The 20,361-nt window shown below is 62.2% G+C and carries 16 protein-coding genes; 9 read left to right on the forward strand and 7 right to left on the reverse strand.

Annotated features, from left to right (window positions below; translation table 11 throughout):
* Positions 1–2: 2 nt before the first annotated feature.
* Positions 3–3,029: an alpha-mannosidase gene (locus AC1DJO_RS06895; protein ID WP_112388272.1), complete on the forward strand. Its 3,027-nt coding sequence runs from the start codon at positions 3–5 to the stop codon at positions 3,027–3,029.
* A gap of 24 nt (positions 3,030–3,053) precedes the next feature.
* Here the strand turns inward: AC1DJO_RS06895 and AC1DJO_RS06900 are convergent, their stop codons facing one another.
* Positions 3,054–6,785 (reverse strand): PAS domain-containing protein, encoded by a 3,732-nt coding sequence (locus tag AC1DJO_RS06900; RefSeq protein WP_112388271.1) that lies wholly within the window; start codon positions 6,783–6,785, stop codon positions 3,054–3,056.
* A 120-nt stretch (positions 6,786–6,905) separates the two neighbouring features.
* Positions 6,906–7,400, reverse strand: a complete 495-nt coding sequence (locus AC1DJO_RS06905) for a cupin domain-containing protein (protein WP_112388270.1) — start codon at positions 7,398–7,400, stop codon at positions 6,906–6,908.
* Positions 7,401–7,532: 132 nt separating this feature from the next.
* Between AC1DJO_RS06905 and AC1DJO_RS06910 the strand changes: the two genes are divergently transcribed.
* The 8 genes from AC1DJO_RS06910 (at position 7,533) to AC1DJO_RS06945 (ending at position 14,653) form a co-directional block, all read left to right on the forward strand.
* Positions 7,533–8,081, forward strand: coding sequence for a carboxymuconolactone decarboxylase family protein (locus tag AC1DJO_RS06910; protein WP_112388269.1), 549 nt, complete (start codon positions 7,533–7,535; stop codon positions 8,079–8,081).
* Positions 8,082–8,226: 145 nt separating this feature from the next.
* Positions 8,227–8,538 (forward strand): hypothetical protein, encoded by a 312-nt coding sequence (locus AC1DJO_RS06915; protein WP_148654897.1) that lies wholly within the window; start codon positions 8,227–8,229, stop codon positions 8,536–8,538.
* A gap of 86 nt (positions 8,539–8,624) precedes the next feature.
* The gene (locus AC1DJO_RS06920) at positions 8,625–9,695 is read left to right on the forward strand and encodes an Ldh family oxidoreductase (RefSeq protein ID WP_477969538.1); all 1,071 of its coding nucleotides are present in this window, start codon (positions 8,625–8,627) and stop codon (positions 9,693–9,695) included.
* 109 nt (positions 9,696–9,804) lie between these two features.
* Complete coding sequence (locus tag AC1DJO_RS06925; protein WP_112388266.1) at positions 9,805–10,563, forward strand: FadR/GntR family transcriptional regulator; 759 nt, start codon at positions 9,805–9,807, stop codon at positions 10,561–10,563.
* 23 nt (positions 10,564–10,586) lie between these two features.
* On the forward strand, positions 10,587–11,561 hold the full coding sequence (locus AC1DJO_RS06930; RefSeq protein WP_112446004.1) for a sialic acid TRAP transporter substrate-binding protein SiaP: 975 nt from the start codon (positions 10,587–10,589) through the stop codon (positions 11,559–11,561).
* A 63-nt stretch (positions 11,562–11,624) separates the two neighbouring features.
* Positions 11,625–12,197 carry a TRAP transporter small permease gene (locus AC1DJO_RS06935; protein WP_112388264.1) on the forward strand — a complete coding sequence of 191 codons (573 nt, stop codon included), beginning with the start codon at positions 11,625–11,627 and terminating at the stop codon, positions 12,195–12,197.
* A 4-nt stretch (positions 12,198–12,201) separates the two neighbouring features.
* Positions 12,202–13,608, forward strand: coding sequence for a TRAP transporter large permease (locus tag AC1DJO_RS06940; RefSeq protein ID WP_112388263.1), 1,407 nt, complete (start codon positions 12,202–12,204; stop codon positions 13,606–13,608).
* Positions 13,609–13,618: 10 nt separating this feature from the next.
* On the forward strand, positions 13,619–14,653 hold the full coding sequence (locus tag AC1DJO_RS06945; protein ID WP_112388262.1) for an L-idonate 5-dehydrogenase: 1,035 nt from the start codon (positions 13,619–13,621) through the stop codon (positions 14,651–14,653).
* Here AC1DJO_RS06945 and AC1DJO_RS06950 read toward each other — a convergent pair.
* From AC1DJO_RS06950 to AC1DJO_RS06970, 5 genes are all read right to left on the reverse strand, one after another.
* Positions 14,650–15,702 (reverse strand): Ldh family oxidoreductase, encoded by a 1,053-nt coding sequence (locus AC1DJO_RS06950; protein ID WP_112388261.1) that lies wholly within the window; start codon positions 15,700–15,702, stop codon positions 14,650–14,652. The two genes, AC1DJO_RS06945 and AC1DJO_RS06950, sit on opposite strands and share 4 nt — an antisense overlap.
* Before the next feature lie 18 nt (positions 15,703–15,720).
* Positions 15,721–16,683 carry a hydroxyacid dehydrogenase gene (locus AC1DJO_RS06955; RefSeq protein ID WP_112388260.1) on the reverse strand — a complete coding sequence of 321 codons (963 nt, stop codon included), beginning with the start codon at positions 16,681–16,683 and terminating at the stop codon, positions 15,721–15,723.
* 52 nt (positions 16,684–16,735) lie between these two features.
* Positions 16,736–17,722, reverse strand: coding sequence for a 4-hydroxythreonine-4-phosphate dehydrogenase PdxA (gene pdxA, locus AC1DJO_RS06960; protein ID WP_112388259.1), 987 nt, complete (start codon positions 17,720–17,722; stop codon positions 16,736–16,738).
* 12 nt (positions 17,723–17,734) lie between these two features.
* Complete coding sequence (locus AC1DJO_RS06965) at positions 17,735–18,868, reverse strand: iron-containing alcohol dehydrogenase (RefSeq protein WP_112388258.1); 1,134 nt, start codon at positions 18,866–18,868, stop codon at positions 17,735–17,737.
* A gap of 297 nt (positions 18,869–19,165) precedes the next feature.
* The gene (locus tag AC1DJO_RS06970) at positions 19,166–20,356 is read right to left on the reverse strand and encodes a sialidase family protein (RefSeq protein WP_112388257.1); all 1,191 of its coding nucleotides are present in this window, start codon (positions 20,354–20,356) and stop codon (positions 19,166–19,168) included.
* Positions 20,357–20,361: the final 5 nt, after the last annotated feature.

The following is a 20,361-nucleotide window of genomic DNA, read 5'->3' on the forward strand; positions in this document are numbered from 1 at the left end:
CCATGTCTCTCACCATTGCCCAGCGTCTCGACAGCCTGAAAGCACGCACCGCCGAACTCGCCCATTGGCGCGACAGGCAGAGCGTGGAAATCGACGGCTGGACCTTCGACGGCGAGCCGATCGCCCATCACCAGGATTGGCCGCATCGCAAGGGCACGGTGCATTTTTCCGCTTCGGCAAAAGCGCCGGCCGACTGGCCGCTGGACAAGATCCGCCTGCAGCTCGATCTCGGTGGCGAAAGTCTGGTCACGCTTAACTACGGCGGTGAGGAAGCCGAGACGTTCGGGCTCGATCCCTATCATCAGGAGTTTCCTGTCAGGGGCCGCGAGTTTTCCATTTCGACGGAGAGCGTCGCGCGTTTCCCCTTCGGCGAGCCCAACCGTGCGCCGCGGCTGAACAAGGCGCGGCTGATCTGGCTGGACGAGCCGGTTCACCGGCTGCATCTGCTGCTGCGGCAGATCACCGAAGCTGTCGATGTGCTCGACGGGCACGAAGCTGTCGCGCATATGATCGAAGCGGCCGAACAGGCGCTCAGCAGTCTCGACTGGCCGTCGGATACGGCTGCCTATGTGTCCCGCACGTCGGGTGCTGTCATGCAGCAGAGGATCTGGGAATTGCCTGAGCTGCAGGATGATCCGGCCGGGCTCGACGACCAGCAGAGCGCCACGGCGCAGGCAGCTTTCGATGCGCTGACGATCAGGCTGAAGGAACTGCAGAAGCGCTTCCCGCCGAATGGCGAACTGCTTTTGACCGGCCACGCCCATATCGATCTCGCCTGGCTGTGGCCGTATAACGAGACCCGCCGGAAGATGCGCCGTACCTTCAATACCGCCCTGTCGCTGATGGAGCGCTCCGGCGATTTCCGCTTTAATCAGTCCACCGCCCATTATTATGCGCAGATGGAAGAGGATGATCCGGCGCTGTTGGAGAGGATCAAGGCTAAGGTCGCCGAAGGCAAATGGGAAACGGTCGGCGGCATGTGGGTCGAGCCCGATACCAATATGCCGACAGGCGAAAGCCTGGTCCGCCAGGTTCTCTATGGTCAGCGCTATTTTGAGAAAACTTTCGGCATCCGCCACAGCGTCTGCTGGCTGCCGGATTGCTTCGGTTTTTCGGGCGCCTTGCCGCAGATCCTCAAGCTTGGCGGCATCGACAGCTTCTTCACCATCAAGGTCAACTGGAGCGAGACCAACCATATTCCCTCCGATCTGTTCTGGTGGAAGGGCCTCGATGGCAGCCAGGTGCTGACCCATACATTCGACAATCCGATGCATGGCTATAACGGCTTCGTGCAGCCGGATTGCTTCGTGCCGACCTGGAAGAATTTCCGCGGAAAGACCCAGCACGAGACCTCGCTTCTGGCCGTCGGTTACGGCGATGGCGGTGGCGGCGTGACGCCTGAAATGGTCGAGCGCGAGCTGCAGCTGCGCGATTTCCCGGCGATCCCGCAGGCCCGCTGGGGCACGGTGAAAGGCTATTACGAACAGGCGCACAAGACCGCGGCGGAAAAGCAGCTGCCGGTCTGGGATGGGGAAATCTATCTCGAACTCCACCGCGCCACACTGACGACGCAGAGTGGGGTCAAGCGCAAGCATCGCCAGGCCGAGCGTGCGCTGATCACCGCTGAAACCATTGCCTCGCTCGCCCATATGCTGGGCGCGGAAAAGCCGCGGAGCCTCGAAAGCGATTGGCGCGTGGTGTTGAAGAATGAGTTCCACGACATCCTGCCGGGGTCAAGCATCCGCGAGGTCTATGCCGATGCCGAACACGAGCTCGACGGCGTGATCGGCAACGCCCGCCAGGAGCAGGCGGCAGGCCTGACCGCGCTCGCCTCTGTCCTGCCAAGGGGCGCGGCATCATCTGCGCTTCTGGTGGTCAATCCGTCGCTTGCAGCGCGGCCGCTGAACGCCACGCTGCCTGACGGAACGGCCATTTCGTCTGCCGATATCGTCGCGCCGCTTTCCGTCGCGGTTTTCGATCGCAGCGCTCTGAAGCCTGCCAGCGGCCTGAAGGCAGCCAGGCAGGTGCTGGAGAACGAGCATCTCTCCGTGACAATCGGCACGGATGGCTCGGTGACGAGCCTGATCCACAAGGCAAGCGGCCGTGAGGCGGTCGATGGCTCAGCCAACCAGCTCTGGGTCTATCCGGCCGACAAGCCGCGCAATTGGGATGCCTGGGATGTCGATGCCGACTATACCGCCAAGGCGATCCGCCTCGATACGCCTGATAGCATCGAGCTGATCGAGAGCGGTCCGTCGCGGGCGGCGATCCGCGTCGTGCACCGCTACCGGAATTCGCGCGTCACCAACACCTATGTTCTGACGGCCAATGCCAAGCGCCTCGATATCGAGACCGAGATCGACTGGCACGACCGCCGCACGATGCTGCGCACCCTGAACCCGGTCGCCATCAGCGCCCGGCAGGCAACGTTCGAATGCGCTTATGGCGTGGTCGAGCGCGCGACCCATACGAACACCTCTTGGGAACAGGCGATGTTCGAAGCCGCCGCCCACCGCTTCGTCGATATCAGCGAGCCGGGCTTCGGCGTGGCGCTGCTCAACAATGCCAAGTATGGCCACAGCGCCCGCGGCAATGTCATCGGCATGAGCATCGTGCGCGCGCCCGTCTATCCCGATCCGCTTGCCGATGAAGGCGCGCAGAAATTCACCTATGCGCTGATGCCGCACGAAGGCGCCTGGCATGAGGGCGGCGTTCTCGACGAGGCACTGGATCTCAACCAGCCGCTGATGACGGTCGAGGCAAGCGGACTGGCAACCGGAACGCTGTCGCCTGTCGGCGTTACGGGCACGCCTGTGGCCTTCTCGGGCCTGAAGCCTGCAGAGGAGGGCGAGGGGCTGGTGCTGCGCCTCTACGAACCGGCCGGGCGCCGCGGCAAGCTTTCGCTGTCGCTGCCCTCCGGATGGAAGGCATCCGGCGCGTTGAACATCCTTGAGGAACCGATGGAGCGGAAAGGTGCTGCCGACATCATGCCCTTCGAAATCCGGACCTGGAAACTGCAGAAGGGCTGATGCCGATCGGCAGGATAGCGCCCGCTAACGCGGGCGCGTCTGCCTTAAGACTGCGGCGGCGAGATCGGCCTGGCTATAGGGCTTGAGAAGAACAAGCGCGCTTTGATCTGCCTCGAAGCCTGCGACAGACGTATTGCCTGTCGCAAAGATCACGGGGAGCTGGGGATCGAGGGCGCGCGCCTTCTTCGCCAGCTCGGCGCCCGAGAGGCCGGGCAGGCCGACATCGGTCAGCAACAGGTCGAAACTGTCGGGTGACAGCTTCGCCAGCGCCTCTTCTGCGCTGCCTGCCTCGCTGACGCGGTGCCCGGATTGCTGCAGCATCTCGGCGGTATCCATGCGGATGAAATCGTCGTCCTCGACATAGAGGATCCGCAACGACGCCGCCGGGGCCGCAGCTGCGGCGCTCCGCCGTTCGCCCTGCGCGGCGCGCGCCAGATTGCGCTGGCGCTGATTGTTCAGAACGTGGCGGATCTTGCGGGCGAGGGCCTCGCGGCTATAGGGCTTGGACAGGAGATCGACGCCGGCATCCAGCCGCCCGCCGTGGACGATCGAGTTCTCCGTATAACCAGATGTGAACAGCACGGCGACATCGGGCAGGCGCTCTTTCGCCTTGCGCGCCAATTCCGCACTTTTCAGCGGTCCGGGCATGACGACGTCGGTGAACAGCAGATCGATCGGAATGCCGCTTTCGATGACCGTCAGTGCGCTGGCTGCGTCCTTGGCCTTCAGGATGCTGTAGCCGAGATCGGCAAGCATCTCGACAACGGTGGCACGAACTTCCTCGTCGTCCTCGGCAACAAGGATGGTCTCCTGGCCGCCGGTCGCCGGGCCATGGTCGCCTTCGGTCAGCAGATCCTCTTCTTCCAGAGTGCGCGGCAGATAGAGACGAACGGTGGTGCCTTGTCCGATCTCCGAATAGATCTTCACGTGGCCGCCGGATTGCTTGACGAAGCCGTAGACCATCGAAAGGCCGAGTCCGGTTCCCTTGCCGACAGGCTTGGTCGAAAAGAACGGTTCGAACACCTTGCCGATGACCTCGGGCGGCATGCCGGACCCGGTGTCGCTGACCGCCAGCATCACATATTGCCCGGCGCTGACATCGGCATGCCGGCGCGCGTAGTCGTCGTCGATAAAGGCGTTGCCGACCTCGATCGTCAGCTTGCCGCTTCCATCCATCGCATCGCGGGCATTGATCGCCAGATTGAGGATGGCGTTTTCGATCTGCACCGGATCGACGAAGGTGTTCCACAATCCTCCGGCGCGGATCGTCTCGATCTCGATGGCTTCGCCGATGGTCCGCCGCAGCATCTCGCCCATATTGGCGACGAAGCGCCCGACATTGACGACCTTCGGCTCAAGCGGCTGGCGCCGACCGAAGGCGAGTAGCTGGCTCGCAAGTTTCGAGCCACGATTGACGCCGGCAAGCGCGTGATCGATGCGCCTCTGCGCGCGCTCGTTGCCGACGACATCCTTGCTCAGAAGATAGAGATTACCGGCAACAACCTGTAGCAAGTTGTTGAAATCATGCGCAACGCCACCGGTCAGCTGGCCGATCGCTTCCATCTTCTGCGTTTGCCGGATCAGCTCTTCGGCTTCCTGTAGTGCCGCGGCCTGTTCTTTCTCGGCCGTGACGTCCCGCCCATAGGCATAGACCATCTCCTGCTCGAAGGAAAACCGCCAGGAAACAGTGCGTTGGCCGCCTTGCTTGTGGTTGAACCGCAGCTCGACACCCTGCAGCTCGCCGCCGGAAACGGCCTGCTTCAGGGCGGTGTCGAAGACCGTTGCGTCACCGGTCACCAGAAACTCACACATGCGGTGACCCGCCACTTCCTTCCGGCGGTGGCCGAGCAGCCCGGACCATGCCGGATTGATCGCCCGCACTTCGCCATCGGGCCGCATGACGACGAGAATGTCGCCCGCGTTGCGCCAGACGCGGTCGAGTTCAGCGCTGCGTTCCGCGACTTTCCTCTCCAGCGATGCGGCAAATTCCTGCAGCGCCTCTTCAGCGCGGCGGCGTTCGACGGCAGTGCGGGTGCGCTCGGCAAAATCACGGATGAAATCGAGCTCGACCTGCGGCCATTCGCGGGGCACCGCGTTGTTGAGGAAGAGAACGGCAGCAATCTGGCCATTCTCGCTCAAGGGAACCGTGACGGCGGAATGGACACCGATCGCCTTCAGCGCATGGGAGGTCGCAGCCGTGCGCGGATCCTCGTCGACATCGGCAAAGACCACCGTCTCGTTGCGCTTGAGGTCGTCGATATAGGTGCCGTATTCGCGAAAATGCAGCGTGCCTGCAATGCTCCGATTGCCGGCAACGTTCCAGTCCCGCTCGATCGTCACCGTTTCGGCAACCGGATCGATGATCCCGTAACCGGCCCGGGTGACGTGCATGGCCCGGCCGAGGATTTCGGCTGCGGCATAAGCAATTTCAGTCGGTTCGGTCGTTTGGCGGATGCAGTCTGCGAGATCGATCAGAGCGATGCGGCGCGCCTCCTCGTGCCGTGCGTCGGTGATATCGCTGTTGACGCCGATCATGCCGAGGAACTCGCCGCGAACGCCGAAGCGGGGCCGGGCGTCGGTGTGCAAGAGGCGGTACTCGCCTTCGTCGTTGCGATAGCGCGCCTCGACCGCAAAGGCCTCGCGCCTGGCGACGGCCTTTGTCACCTGGTCCATCAGCGGCGGGACATCGTCGGGATGGATCGTGGCGTTCCAGTCGAATGTCGAGATATCGCGCTCCGCCACACCCCAGAACTGCCGCATCGAGGCGTTGAGATAAAGGCAGTGCATCGCCTCGTCGCTCATCCAGAGCATGACCGGGGCATTTTCGGCGACCAGCCTGAAGCGCGATTCACTTTCGCGCGCAGCGTCCTCGGCTTCCTTGCGCTCGGTGACATCGTAGCCTTGGACGAAAATGCCGCCGATTTCGCCGTCATCGCCGGTCAGCGGCTGGTAGATGAAATCCAGGTAGCGGTCGATCAGTTCGGCATCCGGCCGTTGCTGCAGCTTCACCAGCTGTTCGCTGCCGATATAGGGGATGCCGGTGCGGCGCACCTGATCGAGCAGGGCCACAAACCCCTGCTCCTCGACCTCGGGCAGCGCTTCGCGGATCGTCTTGCCGATCACGTTGCGATGGCCGACAAGCTGCTGATACGCCGCATTGGCGATTTCGAACCTGTGATCCGCGCCGCTCATCGTCGCCACGAAGCCGGGCGCCTGTTCGAACATTTTCTGCAGCCGCGCCTTTTCGGCCCTGAGCTGACGTTCCGCCTTCACCTTGGCCGTTGTCTCGACGACGATCGCCATGACCGCGACCGGTTTTCCGGTCTCGTCGCAGATCGGCGAATAATCGAGCTTGGTCCACAGCCGCTCCGGCTCGCTGGTGCCACGGCGATAGAGCATCAGCTCCTGATCTTCATAGACAAGCGTCCCGCCAGCCAGCACGACCTTCATCACATGGTCGTTGAAGTCGGCGACTTCAGGCCAGCCCTCGCGAACCTTCGAGCCGAAGAGATTAGGATGACGGCGGCCGGCGAAATCGGAATAGGCGTCGTTGTAGATCATCACGCCGTCTTCGTTCCAGAGCGTCACGATCGGCACGGGGGAGTTCAGGATCAGGCTGCAAACGCTTCTCAGCGTCGGCGACCATCCGCTGATCGGCCCAAGCGAGGTTGCCGACCAGTCGAAGTTTGCAATGATCTCAGCGGCCTCGCTTCCTCTCTTCAGGAAGGAATGACCGTGTATGCTGGCTTGATGCATCTTGTCCGACCCGCGTTTCCATCGGGAAACTGCCCATGAATATCGCCATAACTATAGAGCGATCGCTAACCGGCAAGAGCCCAGGAAAATCGAGATTGCAAAACCAGTTAACGCCGGTTCTTAAGCCTTGTGGATCGGATCGACCCAGGCCACTTCCTCCGGCTTCTCGACCGGCTCGATATCGAGATTGACGACCACCGGATCCTGGCCGGAGCGGACGAGCACGCATTCCAGCGTCTCGTCGCGGCTGGCATTGATTTCCTGGTGCGGAACGTAGGGCGGGACGAAGATGAAATCGCCGGGGCCGGCCTCGGCGACGAATTCCAGGTTTTCGCCCCATCGCATTCTGGCCTTGCCCTCGACGACGTAGATGATGCTTTCGAGATCGCCGTGGTGATGAGCGCCGGTCTTGGCATTGGCATGGATCGTCACGGTGCCCGCCCAGATCTTCTCGGCGCCGGCGCGGGCATTGTCGATCGCCGTCGCCCTGTTCATGCCCGGCGTCTGGGCCGTGTTCGGATCGAGCGCATTACCCGGAATGACCTTCACGCCGTGTGCGCGCCAATCGATCGGGCCGTGCGTGTGATCTCCCGAATGGTCGTGATCATGGCTCATCGTAAATCTCCTCTTCGGCAATTGTGCCCGGGATAGCGCAGGCGAAGCAAGAGGTACTTGCCCGAGATCGGCGATGGAGTTTGAGAGCCCGGACTGCTATCTCCGTCGCGACGGAGAAACGAGAATGACGCCATGAGCCACATCCCGCAGATCGACTACGACACCGCATCCGACGATATCCGCCAGGCGCATGACGAGGAAGTCCGGGTGCGCGGCCGGATGACCAATATGAAGAGAACGCTGCTGCACTCGCCTGCCGCGCACCGCATCTATGCCGAATGGTTCACCCTGCGCGCCGAGCTCAATCCTGCCGTCAGCGACCGGGAGATCTGGATCTTCTCGCACGCGATCTCGAAATCCTGCAACTCGAAGATCGCCATCACCTTCTTCCGCCGCGCGCTTGTCAATGCCGGCTTCGATCCGGATGCGCTGGTTCTTTCAGACAGGGAACGCCTGCTTGCCGATTTCGGCACGGCGATCGTTGCCGACTCGAACGCGATCCCCGCGGCGATCTGGGAGCGGCTCAAGCAGCTCTATCCTGCCAAGGTGCTCGTCGATCTCGTCGCCTTTGCAGGCATCATGCTGGCGACGGCGGTCTTCAACAACGTCGTGGAGATCGATTTCGATCCGGAACTTGAGGCATTTGCCGAAGGTGCTGCGCATCCCGTTACGTCAGGTTGAACTCCGCGTGGCATTCTCCTGTGCGAAACCGGCGCATATCCCCAAAAAGTGGGATATCGCTGCGGCCTAAATGAGCACATAACCCGCCCTGGTTGAGCGGCAACGATTCGGTATCGTCGCTGCTTCCAAGGAGGAGTTGAGGATGATGTCTGATGTGATCGCGCAGATCGCCCGCGCAGCGGCGGAGCTGGAGGTGGAGCTTCGTTCTTTACTGCAGCTTGATCAGGATATGTCGCAGCCGTCTCAGGATGATGCCGAAACGTTGCCGCATCTTCTGGCCGAACGGTTTCCGCAGCTTTCCGGCGAACGTGCAGAACTTAGAGGCCTGCTGAAGATCGGCCGGGCGGCGCGGCGCAGCGAGCACCTGTCTCCGGCCGTTGCCTCCGCAGCGCTGGCAATGACGGCCGAATTCCGAACGATGATTGCAAGACTGGGCGCACGCGCGCAGCTCGTCTAGCCGCTCGCATGACCCGTATGCCGCTTTACGCGCAGCGGAAGCTCGCTTAGTTCTTCTGAACAGGGTTCAGGAGCGGATCGAGCGATATGGCCGGCAACATAGCTTCCACTGATATCTTGGCGCCGCTTGCTGCCATCTCGGAATTTTGCGAGCGGGTCCTGACCGCCTCGGGCGCCAGCCAGTCGACGGCAGAGGCCGCCACGAGAGCGATGATGCACGGAACCCGCCACGGCATCGACAGTCACGGCGTCCGGCTGCTGGCTCACTACGTGAAAGGACTGACCGAAGGGCGGCTCAATCCCAATCCGGCGCTGAAATTGGCAAGCGCCTTCGGCGCCATCGCCTCGCTGGACGCCGACAATGCCCATGGCGCGCTGGCGACCTATACCGCCATGGAGCATGCGACCCGTCTGGCGGGCGAGTTCGGCATCGGCGCCGTCGCGGTGCGTAACTCGTCGCATTTCGGCCCGGCCGGCGCCTATGCGATGGATGCGGCAAGCCGGGGCTTTATCGGTTTTACCTTCTGCAATTCCGACAGCTTTGTCCGTCTTCACGACGGCGCGATGCGTTTTCACGGCACCAACCCTATCGCCTGCGCCGTGCCGGTTCGGGGGCAAAATCCCTGGCTTTTCGATACGGCGACCAGCGCGGTTCCTTATAATCGCGTCCAGCTCTATCGCAGCCTCGGCCGCGACCTTCCATCCGGTGTTGCGTCGGACGAGCGCGGCCACGATACGACAAACCCCGATATCGCCGATATGCTGGCGCCGCTTGGCGGTGAATTCGGCTTCAAGGGCGCCGGGCTCGCCGGCATTTCCGAAATCCTCAGCGCCGTGCTCACGGGGATGAAGTTGAGTTTCGACGTCGCACCAATGCCAGGCCCCGATTTCTCGACGCCACGCGGACTTGGCGCCTTCGTCCTCGCGCTCAATCCGGCGGCGTTTCTCGACGTCGAAACTTTCGACGCCGCCATGACGCGCTATGTCGAGACGTTGCGCAATTCGCCGGCGCGCGATGGCTTCAATGTCATGGCACCCGGCGACCGGGAGTGGGCTGTGGCGGAGCGCCGGGAGCGCGAAGGCGTCACGATCGACCCGGTAACCGCGGCATCCTTCCGCAAGCTCGCCGCGGACTATGCTGTGAACTCGCCTATTTGACGTCATGCGGCGGATTGACGCACAACTTTGCCGATGGTACGTCTGATTCAATTGGTCAGGCCATTTGACCGATTGCGCGCTTGAGGAGGCGCGTCAGGGGGAGGCAGCCATGTTTTCGGCCGTGGAGTCACGCCGCCTTTACAGGCAGGTGGCGGATCAGATTCGTCTTATGATAATCCGCGGCGACCTTGCCGTCGGGCACCGGTTGCCGGCCGAGCGCGACCTTGCCGAACAGCTCTCGGTGTCGCGGCCGACGGTGCGCGAAGCGCTGATCGTTCTTGAGGTTGAAGGTCTCGTCAACATCCGCATGGGCTCTGGCATCTATGTCGTGCGCCAGCATGCCGTCGGCAGCACGGGTAGCGAGCGGGAGCCGGTCGAGGGACCCTTCGAGCTGCTGCAGGCACGCGCGATCATCGAATGCGCCATTGCCGAAGAGGCCGCCAGGACTGCAAAGCCCGAGGATATCGAGCGTCTCGATGAGACACTGCAGCGCATGAGCGGCGTGGTCAACGATGCCAGTGCGGTGCTTGCCGCCGACCGTGCGTTTCACACCGGCATCGCCGCAATCGTACAGAATTCCACGCTGATCCGGGTCACCGGCGAAATGTTCGACATGCGCCTGACGCCCTATTTCGAGAAGCTGGCTAGCCACTTCGAGGGGCCGGTCACCTGGCGCTCTGCGGTGGACGAGCACCGCGTCATTCGCGATGCGATCGCCGCTGGCGACGCAGCGGGCGCGAAGGCTGCGATGCGCGCACATCTGACCATGTCGCAGAAGAGATTTTCCGAAAGCTTCGGGGAGGAGTTTTCGGGGGAGGAGGGGCGCGGCCAGCAGGCCGGGCCGAAAAAGGGAATTGCAGTTACTTAAACAGAGCTCAGGAGGAGAGAGCGATGAAAATGAAATTGGCAACGATCGTCTGCACGGCTGCGGCGATCATGGCATCGACGGCAATTGCACATGCGCAGACGGTTCTGAAATGGGCCCATGTCTACGAAACCTCGGAACCCTTCCACACGGAATCGGTCTGGGCCGCCGGCGAGATCAACAAGCGTACCAATGGCCGCTACAAGATCGACGTTTTCCCGGCTTCGCAGCTCGGCAAGGAAGCCGACATCAATCAGGGCCTGAAGCTCGGCACCGTCGATATCATCATCTCCGGCTCAAGCTTCGCCGCCCGCGACTACAAGCCGATCGGCGTCACCTATTTCCCCTATATCTTCCGCAGCCCGGAACACCTGATCGCCTATACCAAGAGCGACGTCTTCAAACGCCTCGCCAAGGGCTACGAGGACAAGACCGGCAACCACATTGCCGCCGTCAGCTACTACGGCACCCGCCACACGACCTCCAACAAGCCGATTGCCAAATGCGCCGACATGGCGGGGTTGAAGATCCGCGTGCCCGATGTGCCGGCCTATCTTGCCATGCCGCGCGCCTGCGGCGCCAACACGACGCCGATCGCATTCGCGGAAGTTTATCTGGCGCTCCAGAACGGCACGGTCGAGGCCCAGGAGAACCCGCTGACGACGATCGAGGCGAAGAAGTTCTATGAGGTTCAGAAGAACATCATCCTGACCGGCCACATCGTCGACCACCTCAACACGGTGGTCTCGAAGACACTGTGGGCGAGCCTTTCGGACGAAGACAAGAAGATCTTCGGTGACGTCATGCAGGAAGCCGCCGAGCGCACCACCAAGACGATCGAAGGCAAGGAAAACAGCCTGATCGCTACCTTCAAGGAGAAGGGTCTGAACGTCGCCGAGATCGACAAGGCCGATTTCGAGAAGACGGTCATGGACAAGGTGAAGTTCGAGGACTTCGGCTACGACAAGGCCGATTGGGAAGCGATCCGCGCGATTCAGTAAAGCCCGCGGCGCGGCGTCTCCGGACGCCGCGTCCATTCTTTCCGCAGGGGATCAACGCCGCTCATGACGCAAGAAATTCACACGCAGGTGACCGCCGAAGAGATCGGTCAGGAATTCGAAGGCCACGCGCCGACCGCCAACATTTCCGACTATGCCATCGAAGACTGGATCACGCTGATCGTCTTCTGGCTGATGGCGGGCTGTGTCTTCCTGCAGTTCTTCACCCGCTATGTGCTGAACGACAGCTACGCCTGGACCGAGGAAATTGCCATCAACTGCCTGATTGGCGTCGTTTTCCTTGGCGCGATCATGTGCGTGCGCACCTCGCGCCACATTCAGGTGGACGTCTTCTATCACTATATGCCGGCACGCCTGGCCCGCGTCCTCGCGACTGTCGTCGATATCGTCCGCATCGGCTTCTTCGCTTACGCCTGCCACCTGATGTGGCGCTATGTGGACGTTGTCGCCGACGAGCAGATGGTCACCATCGATCTGCCCCGCAACATCGTCTTCTACAGCGTGCTCGTCGCCTTCGTGCTGATGCTGATCCGTGCGGTGATCGTCTTCATCGCCAACATGCGCCGCGGCTACTCGGTTCTCGAGCGCCCCGAAGAATTCCAGACCGTCGAGGGTTGATCCAATGCTGCTGCTTCTTGGCTCTTTTCTGGTGCTGATGCTGATCGGCGTGCCCGTTGCTATCGCGATGGCCGTCGCCTCGGTGCTTTACATTGTTCTCTACGGTGTTGCGCCCGATATCATCGTGGCGCAGCGGATGATCGCCGGCGTCGAAAGTTTCCCGCTGCTCGCCGTGCCCTTCTTCATCCTCGCCGGCAATCTGATGAACTCGGCAGGCGTGACCGGCCGCATTTATTCCTTCGCGGTGGCCCTCGTCGGCTGGATGAAGGGCGGTTTGGCGCAGGTCAATATCATCGGTTCGGTGATCTTTTCCGGCATGTCCGGCACTGCTCTCGCCGATGCCGCCGGTATCGGCACCATCGAGATCAAGGCGATGAAGGACCACGGCTACCCGGTTGAAGCTGCTGTCGGCGTCACAGCCGCCTCGGCGACGCTCGGCCCGATCTTCCCGCCGTCGCTTCCCTTCGTCATCTACGGCATGATGGCGAATGTTTCTATCGGCGCGCTGTTCATGGCCGGCATTCTGCCGGGCATCGTCATGACGCTGCTGATGATGGTCACCGTTGCCGGTTTCGCCTATGTCAAACGCTGGGGTTCGGACGCGCCGTTCGACGTCAAACAGCTGCTTTCGGCCGGTATGGAAATCGTCGTGGTTCTCTTGGTGCCGCTGTCGATCTATCTGATGATGCTTGCCGGACTATCGATGAATGCCGCTGCCGGTATCGCGCTCTCGACGCTGCTCGGGCTCGACTGGTATTTCGGCTTCTCCGCCGTCATGGCGCTGATGACCCCCGTCATCCTGATCGGCGGCATGACGATGGGCTGGTTCACGCCGACAGAAGCGGCCGTCGCGGCCGTTCTCTGGTCGCTTTTCCTCGGCCTGGTGCGCTACCGGACGATGACATTCTCGACACTGGCGAAGGCAAGCTTCGATACGATCGAGACCACGGCTTCGGTGCTCTTCATCGTCACGGCCGCCTCGGTCTTCGCCTGGCTTCTGACCGTCAGTCAGGCGGCGCAGCTGCTGTCGGACGCGATCCTGTCGATCACCGACAACAAGTGGGTGTTCCTGATCCTGGTCAACTTGCTGATGCTCTTCGTCGGCTGCTTCCTCGATACGATCGCGGCGATCACCATTCTGGTGCCGATCCTGCTGCCGATTGTTGCCAAGTTCGGGATCGATCCGGTGCAGTTTGGCCTGATCATGACGTTGAACTTGATGATCGGGCTGCTGCATCCGCCGCTCGGCATGGTGCTGTTCGTGCTCTCGCGCGTGGCCAAGCTCTCGGTGGAGCGGACGACGATCGCCATTCTGCCATGGCTGGTGCCGCTCTTCGTCGCATTGATCTTGATCACCTTTGTGCCGTCTATATCTCTCTGGCTGCCGCAGCAGCTTGGCCTGTTGCGCTAGGAGGATGGGAATGCAGACGCGTCTGGCACGGCTTTATGCCAAGGGTGACTTGAGGATCGAGGCGGCTGAGGTTCTTGAACCCGGACCGGGAGAGGTTTTGCTGAAGATGGCGGCCGCAGGTATCTGCGGCTCCGACTTGCATTATTATCAGGACGGTGGCTTCGGCCCCGTCAGGGTTCGCGAGCCGATCATTCCGGGACATGAAGCGGCGGGGATTGTCGAAAAGGCGGGCGAGGGTGTTCCCCTGAAGGCGGGTACGCTCGTCGCGGTCAATCCGAGCCAACCCTGCGGCCATTGCGAATATTGCCAGAAGGGCATGCCGATCCATTGCCTGGAAATGCGCTTCATGGGCAGTGCCATGCGGCTGCCGCACGAGCAGGGGATGTTCCGCGAGTGGCTGGTGGTTCCCGCCAAGCAGTGCTTCGAAGCCGGGCCGGAAACAAGTGCGGCGGAGGCTGCCTGCAGCGAACCCTTGTCTGTCTGCCTGCATGCCGCCTCGCGGGCGGGAGAGATCAGGGGCAAGCGGGTTCTGGTCACCGGCGCCGGGCCGATCGGCTCCTTGATGGTTGCCGTTGTCAAACATCATGGCGCGGCGGAGATCGTCGTCACCGACCTTGCGGATGCCGCGCTGGAGCGTGCTGTGGCGATGGGTGCAACGCGTGCGGTCAATGTCTCCCAGGGCGCCGGGGCACTCGCGGAATTCGAGGCCGGCAAGGGCTATTTCGATCTCGTCTTCGAATGCTCCGCGGCAGCCCCGGCGATCCGCGGCGCGATCGCGACGGTGAAGCCGCGCGGGACGATCGTGCAGGTGGGTGTATCGGGCGAAGTTCCGGTGCCGCTCAATGCCATCGTTGCCAAGGAGCTGCATATCCACGGAACGCAGCGGTTCCACGAGGAATTCGCGACCGCCGTCGCGCTGATCTCAAGCCGGGCGATCGATGTCCGCCCGATCATCAGCCACAGCCTGCCGCTTGCGCAGGCAGATGCTGCCTTCCTGCTGGCGGGCGACAGGAGCGCCGCCTGCAAGGTGCAGCTGACCTTTTAGACGGGTAGCGCAACACCCAGCCGTTCGGCATGAGGCTTCAGTGAGTCCATGATGCCCGGAAACAGCACGACGCCGTCCTCGAGCGCCTTGCGCTTGCGGGCAAGGCCATTCTCGCCGGGAAGGCGCACACGCGCCACGCCGGGGCGGGGCGGATTGCTGTGGCAGGCGTCAACGAGCCAACCGGTCTGGCGCAGGAAGGCGTCACGGCCGCCGAAGGCATCGGGATCGAAGACCTGAACGGTGACCGCCGCATTGGTGCCCTTCGGCTGATCGACGCGGCCATAGCCGGCGAGGCCCTGGGTAAAGGCTTCGACATGCAGCGCCATGCCATACCCCTTCTGGCCGTGGTCGAGACCGCCGGTTGGAAGAAGCGTGCCGCCGCGCTCGATGACACGTGGGTCACGGCTCGGATTGCCGTTCTCGTCGAGCAGCCAGTCGTGCTCGTATTGCCTGCCTTCGCGAACCAGGCGCTGGGCCATGTTCACCGTGGTGATCGAGGCGCTGATATCGATGAGAATGGGATCGCCGGGTGTCGGGATGCCGTGGGCGACCGGGTTCGGCGTATAGACGCCCTTGGTGCCGCCGAAGGGGGCGACTTGCGCGCCCGAAGGGCTGGAACTGGCGATGCTGACCATGTAGCCGCGGTCTGTGGCGAGCGTCAGGTAGGCGGCGAGGCAGCCGATATGATGGCTGTCGGCAATCGTCACGGTGGCCGTTCCATATTGCGCGGCGCGATTGCTGGCGAGCTTGACGGCTTCGGACGTCAGCCAGGCGCCGGGCAGGCGCTTGCCCTTCCAAGCAATGGCCGGACCGCGATCCGAGATGACATCGGGGGCGCCCGAAACCGTCATCACACCGTCGGCAACGCTCTGCAGATACCAGCCTGCAAGCGCCAGACCGTGTGTCGTATGGCCGAGCAGGTCGGCTTCGACAAGAAATCGCGAGACGGCGTCCGCCTTGTCATCCTCAAGACCAGCCGCCGAGAACAGCGACGTTGCGAAGGCGCGCAGTGCCTCCGCCGGATAGCGTTTGTCTGTCGTATCGGCCATGTCAGCCTCCGTTGGTGTTCAGCGGGCGAGGAAGCGCGGATGCAGGGTCTCGCCGCGCAAGGTCGCCAACACATGTTCGGCCGCGATGACCGACATGGCGCGCTTGGCGTCGAGCGTGACGCCGGCGACATGCGGCGTGACGATGGTGTTCGGCAGCGAGAAAAGCGGGTTGTCCTTATCCGGCGGCTCGACGGCAAAACTATCGAGTCCGGCTCCTGCGAGGTGGCCGCTTTTCAACGCCGCAATCAGTGCCGCTTCGTCGACGACTTCGCCGCGCGCCGTATTCACGAGGTAAGCGCCGCGCTTCATCAGGCCGAGCCGTCTGGAGTCGATCAGGTCGCGCGTCTCAGGCGTCAGAGGGCAGTGCAGGCTGACGATGTCGGCGTTTGCCAGCAGTTTGTCGAGATCGGTCTCGCGGGTGACGTCTTCGAAGGCTTCGGCAGGCGTATGCGGATCGAAGGCGGAAATTTCCATGCCGAGCGCCTTCGCCATCTTGCCCAGCGTCTGGCCGATAAAGCCGAAGCCGACGATGCCGAGGCGCTGGCCGCGCAGCTCGCGGCCCTGATACTGGCCCTTGTCCCAAGTGCCATCGCGGATCAGCGCATCCTGCCGGGAAAAATCCTTCACCAGCGCCATGATAAGCGCCAGCGCGTGCTCGGCGACAGAAATGCCATTGCTGCCTGTCGTCATCGAAACGGGAATGCCGAGCTCGGCGGCCGCCTTGACGTCGATATCGTTGGTGCCGACGCCGTGTTTGGCGATATGGCGGAGGTTGCCGCCTGATGTCATTTCTTCGGGGCCGAGGACATCGGCAAGCAGGCGGATGATGGCACCCTGGGGCTGGTGCTCCTTCATCAGGGCAATCACCGTAGCGCGGTCGATATAGGGCTTGGTCTGGACGACCTTGACGCCTTCCTTCTCCAGGACTTCGCGCCCTTCGGGCGCAAGTTCTCCTCCGAGAACGAGAACGGTTCTCTGCATGCCTGCCTCCTCATTTCCTCCCGGAAAGCGGCGCAGTCTGCGCCGCCGGGTGCTACGCCGCCTTGCGCGGCGAGCGCGCCATCAGCCGGGCATAAGCGATGGCCGAGAGCATGTTGACGTGATTGGCCTTGCCGGTTCCGGCAATGTCGAAGGCCGTGCCGTGATCGACCGAGACGCGGTCGATCGGCAGCCCGAGCGATACGTTGACGGCGGTCTCGAAGGCGACGAGCTTGATCGGGATATGGCCCTGATCGTGATACTGGGCGATGACCAGATCGAAAGCGCCGTTATAGGCGCGGGCGAATACGGTATCGGCCGAGATCGGGCCAACGACATCGATGCCCTTGGCCTGCGCCAGCTCGACCGCTGGGGCCAGGAATTCGCTGTCCTCGGTGCCGAAGAGGCCGTTTTCGCCGCAGTGCGGATTGATGCCGGCGACGGCGATCCGCGGCTTCATCCCGAGACGCATGAAGTGATTATGGCCAGCCTGGATCGTCGCCAGCACGCGCTCCGTCTTGGCGCGCTCGATGGCGCCGCGCAGCGAGACGTGGGTGGAGACGTGAATGGTGTTCAGCCGCTCTGAGGCGAGCAGCATGAAGGAGCTCTTCGAGCCCGTCAGATGCGCGAGCAGGCCGGTATGGCCATCGAAATGATGACCGGCAAGATTCATCGCTTCCTTGTTGATCGGCGCGGTGACGATGACGTCGGCTTCGCCCGACATGGCGAGATCGACGGCGCGGCTGATGTATTTCACCGAGGCATCGCCTGCAACCGGGCTGACCTTGCCGATTTCAGGCAGTGGCGCGCCAAGCTCCACTTCGTCGACGGCGATCGTCGAGCCGTCTTCCGAGGCAGTGGGTCCGAAGCGCAGGCTGGTGCCGGTGGCGCGGTCGGCGCGAACGAGCGCTTCCGTATTGCCGACGATGACGAAATCCTTACGCTCGCCAGCCGGCATTGCCGCCAGCGCCTTGACGATCACTTCAGGGCCAACACCAGCGGGATCACCGAGCGTTACCGCCACTTTTGCATTCTTCGTCATCGTCAAATTCCCTTAAAAAGCAGCCTGGTAGATGGCGCGGATATCGTCACGCGCGAGTTCGCGGGGATTATTGTCGAGCAGGCGGCGGATCGCAAAGGCATCGTCCGCCATGGCATCGAGATCATCGGAGGGAACGCCAAGGCCCGAGAGCTTCATCTCGATGCCGAGATCGGCGCAGAAGGCATAGGCCGCATCGAAGACCGAGCTGACGTCATCGGATGTCTGGTGGCCGAGGGCGGCCATCACGGCGCGGGTCTTTTCCGGAACGGAAGGCGTGTTGAAGGCCAGCACATGCGGGAAGATCAGCGCGTTGGCGGCGCCATGCGCCACATGCCAGCGGGTGCCGAGCGGATAGGCCAGTGCATGCCCACCGGCGGTATTGACCGGACCGAGGCAGAAGCCGCCATAGAGCGAGGCAAGCGACAGACCGGCACGCGCTTCGGCATCGGCACCATCCTTGACGGCGCGGGCAAGATACTTGCCGACGAGGCGGGCGCCTTCTATCGCATAAATATCGATCATCGGATGGGCCTTGCGATTGGTGAAGGCCTCAACGCAATGAGCCATGGCATCGACACCCGTTGCAGCCGTCGTGCGGGCGGGAACGGTAAAGGTCAGACCGGGATCGATGACCGCGATATCGGCCAGCATGTAAAGGCTTTCGACGGCAAGCTTCACCTGCGTCGCGGGATCGGTGACGAGGGCGCGGGTGCCAGCCTCGCTGCCGGTTCCGGATGTCGTCGGAACCTGCGCCAGCGCCACCTTGCGCGGGCCGGTCACTTTGTGGGGGCCGACGACCTCGCGCAGCGTTTGCGGCGAACCGGCGAGAACGGCGGCGAGCTTGGCAAGATCCATGGCGCTGCCACCGCCGAAACCGACGATCAGCTCGGCATTGGCCGCATTCGCGGCGGCCAGCACCTTGTCGAGATTGGCAATGTCGGGCTCGGGAGTGACATCGGCGAACACGGAGACGTGGCCCGGCAGTTCCAACACATCGACACGCGACGCGTTGAACGCATCGGAGATGACGAGCGTGCGCGTATAGCCCTTGCTTTCCGCCCACTTGCCGAGCTTGTCGGCGGTGCCGACGCCAAACTCGATGACTTCAGGCCTGACAACCGTGATGGGCGAATCCAGACTGACCATGAACACGGCTCCTCCATAAATGCGGCCAAAGCCGTTATTGATGTAAAGTTGTTATATCAACTTCACGTTTCTGGCAATAAGCGAGGCGATGGTTTTTCAGCAGTTTTGCGGAAACGTTCTGAAGCGCATCCGATAAAATCGAGAAAATAGCCTATAAATCAGGATGTTGATGGCTTTCATCTTGTGCCGTCAACTGTGATGTCGCAAATCCAAGCTATGCCCGGCAGCTGCGAAATCACTTGTAAATAGACGAGTCGATCCCGCGTCAAAGCGCGCGGAATCGGCCGACTTGATCCTTCATACGGCTACATCGCTTGGCAGGCGAACATATTTGATCGCCCGGCGATAATAGGTGTAGGCGATGTGCAATGCTCCATCCGGCCCCTCGGTGATCGACGGATAGGAGAATTCGCGGTTGAGCGAGTCCTTAGAGTTGTTGCTGAGGCAATAGCCGTCGCCGGTATCGAGATCGATATGGCTATCGAAGCTCTTGCCGCTATTGGTGGAGATTGCCAGGCTGAGCGGTGCGCGCGGAACACCCCACACGGCCTTTCGCCTTGTTTCTGCTGCGCTTTCTGTGGCTTTCGCCTCGCCCTTATCGCTTTCGATCTCGTCGTAGAGCGACTCGCGGCGCGCATCCGATGTCTCGGCATTGCTGTGGTTGTAAACCATCGCAATCCGCCCGTCCGCCAGCTTGGTTGCCTGGATCGACGAGTTGTTGTTCGGCAGGTTGACCGGCTTCGGCGCCGACCAGCTCTCGCCATTGTCATCCGATTCCGAGGAGAGAACATGTTCGGAAAAACGGTTGCGGAAGAAAGCGACCATTTTACTTCCGTTGAGCGGAATGATGTTCATGTGGACGGCGCCGAGGCTGTCGGGCACGTCGATCATCGTCCAGCTCTCGCCCTGATCGCGCGATACGAGAACGCCTGCCGTGTCTGCATCGCCGCTCCAGCGCTGGCCGGGCAGGCTCACACAGCGGAATGCCGGCAGAAGCCAGGTTCCCGCGGAGTTGACGATGACAGGCTGGCGAACGAAGGTGCCGGGCAGATCGCAGAGAACACGGACGGATCCGAACGTCTTGCAACCATCTTCGGAGATGCGGCACTTTACAATTGACCCATCCTGGTCACCAGATGTCTGTGACGTGTAAAGCAGCCAGACGTTTCCGTCGGGGGCCTTGAAAATCAGCGGATTCTGCTCGGATTTTGCCGGATCGTCGGAGAGCTTTTCGGCTTCCGACCATTGATCCGACCCCGGCGCGAGGCGCGACATGTAAACGGAAATGTCGCCCATTCCCTCCATCGTTCCGCCGAACCAGACGCAGGTCAGCGTGCCATCGGCCAGAAAGGCCAGGTTGGCGGCATGGTTCTGGATGCAGGGTGACGGCAGGTAGGCGTCGGCCCGGCCGGGCTGCGCCGGATTGGGGCCGATTTTCCCGTTCATCAGCGCCGGAACGGCTTCCGGCGGCAGCGCGGTAAAGCTCATGACAT

This window comes from Rhizobium sp. 05N430 (assembly GCF_056396985.1).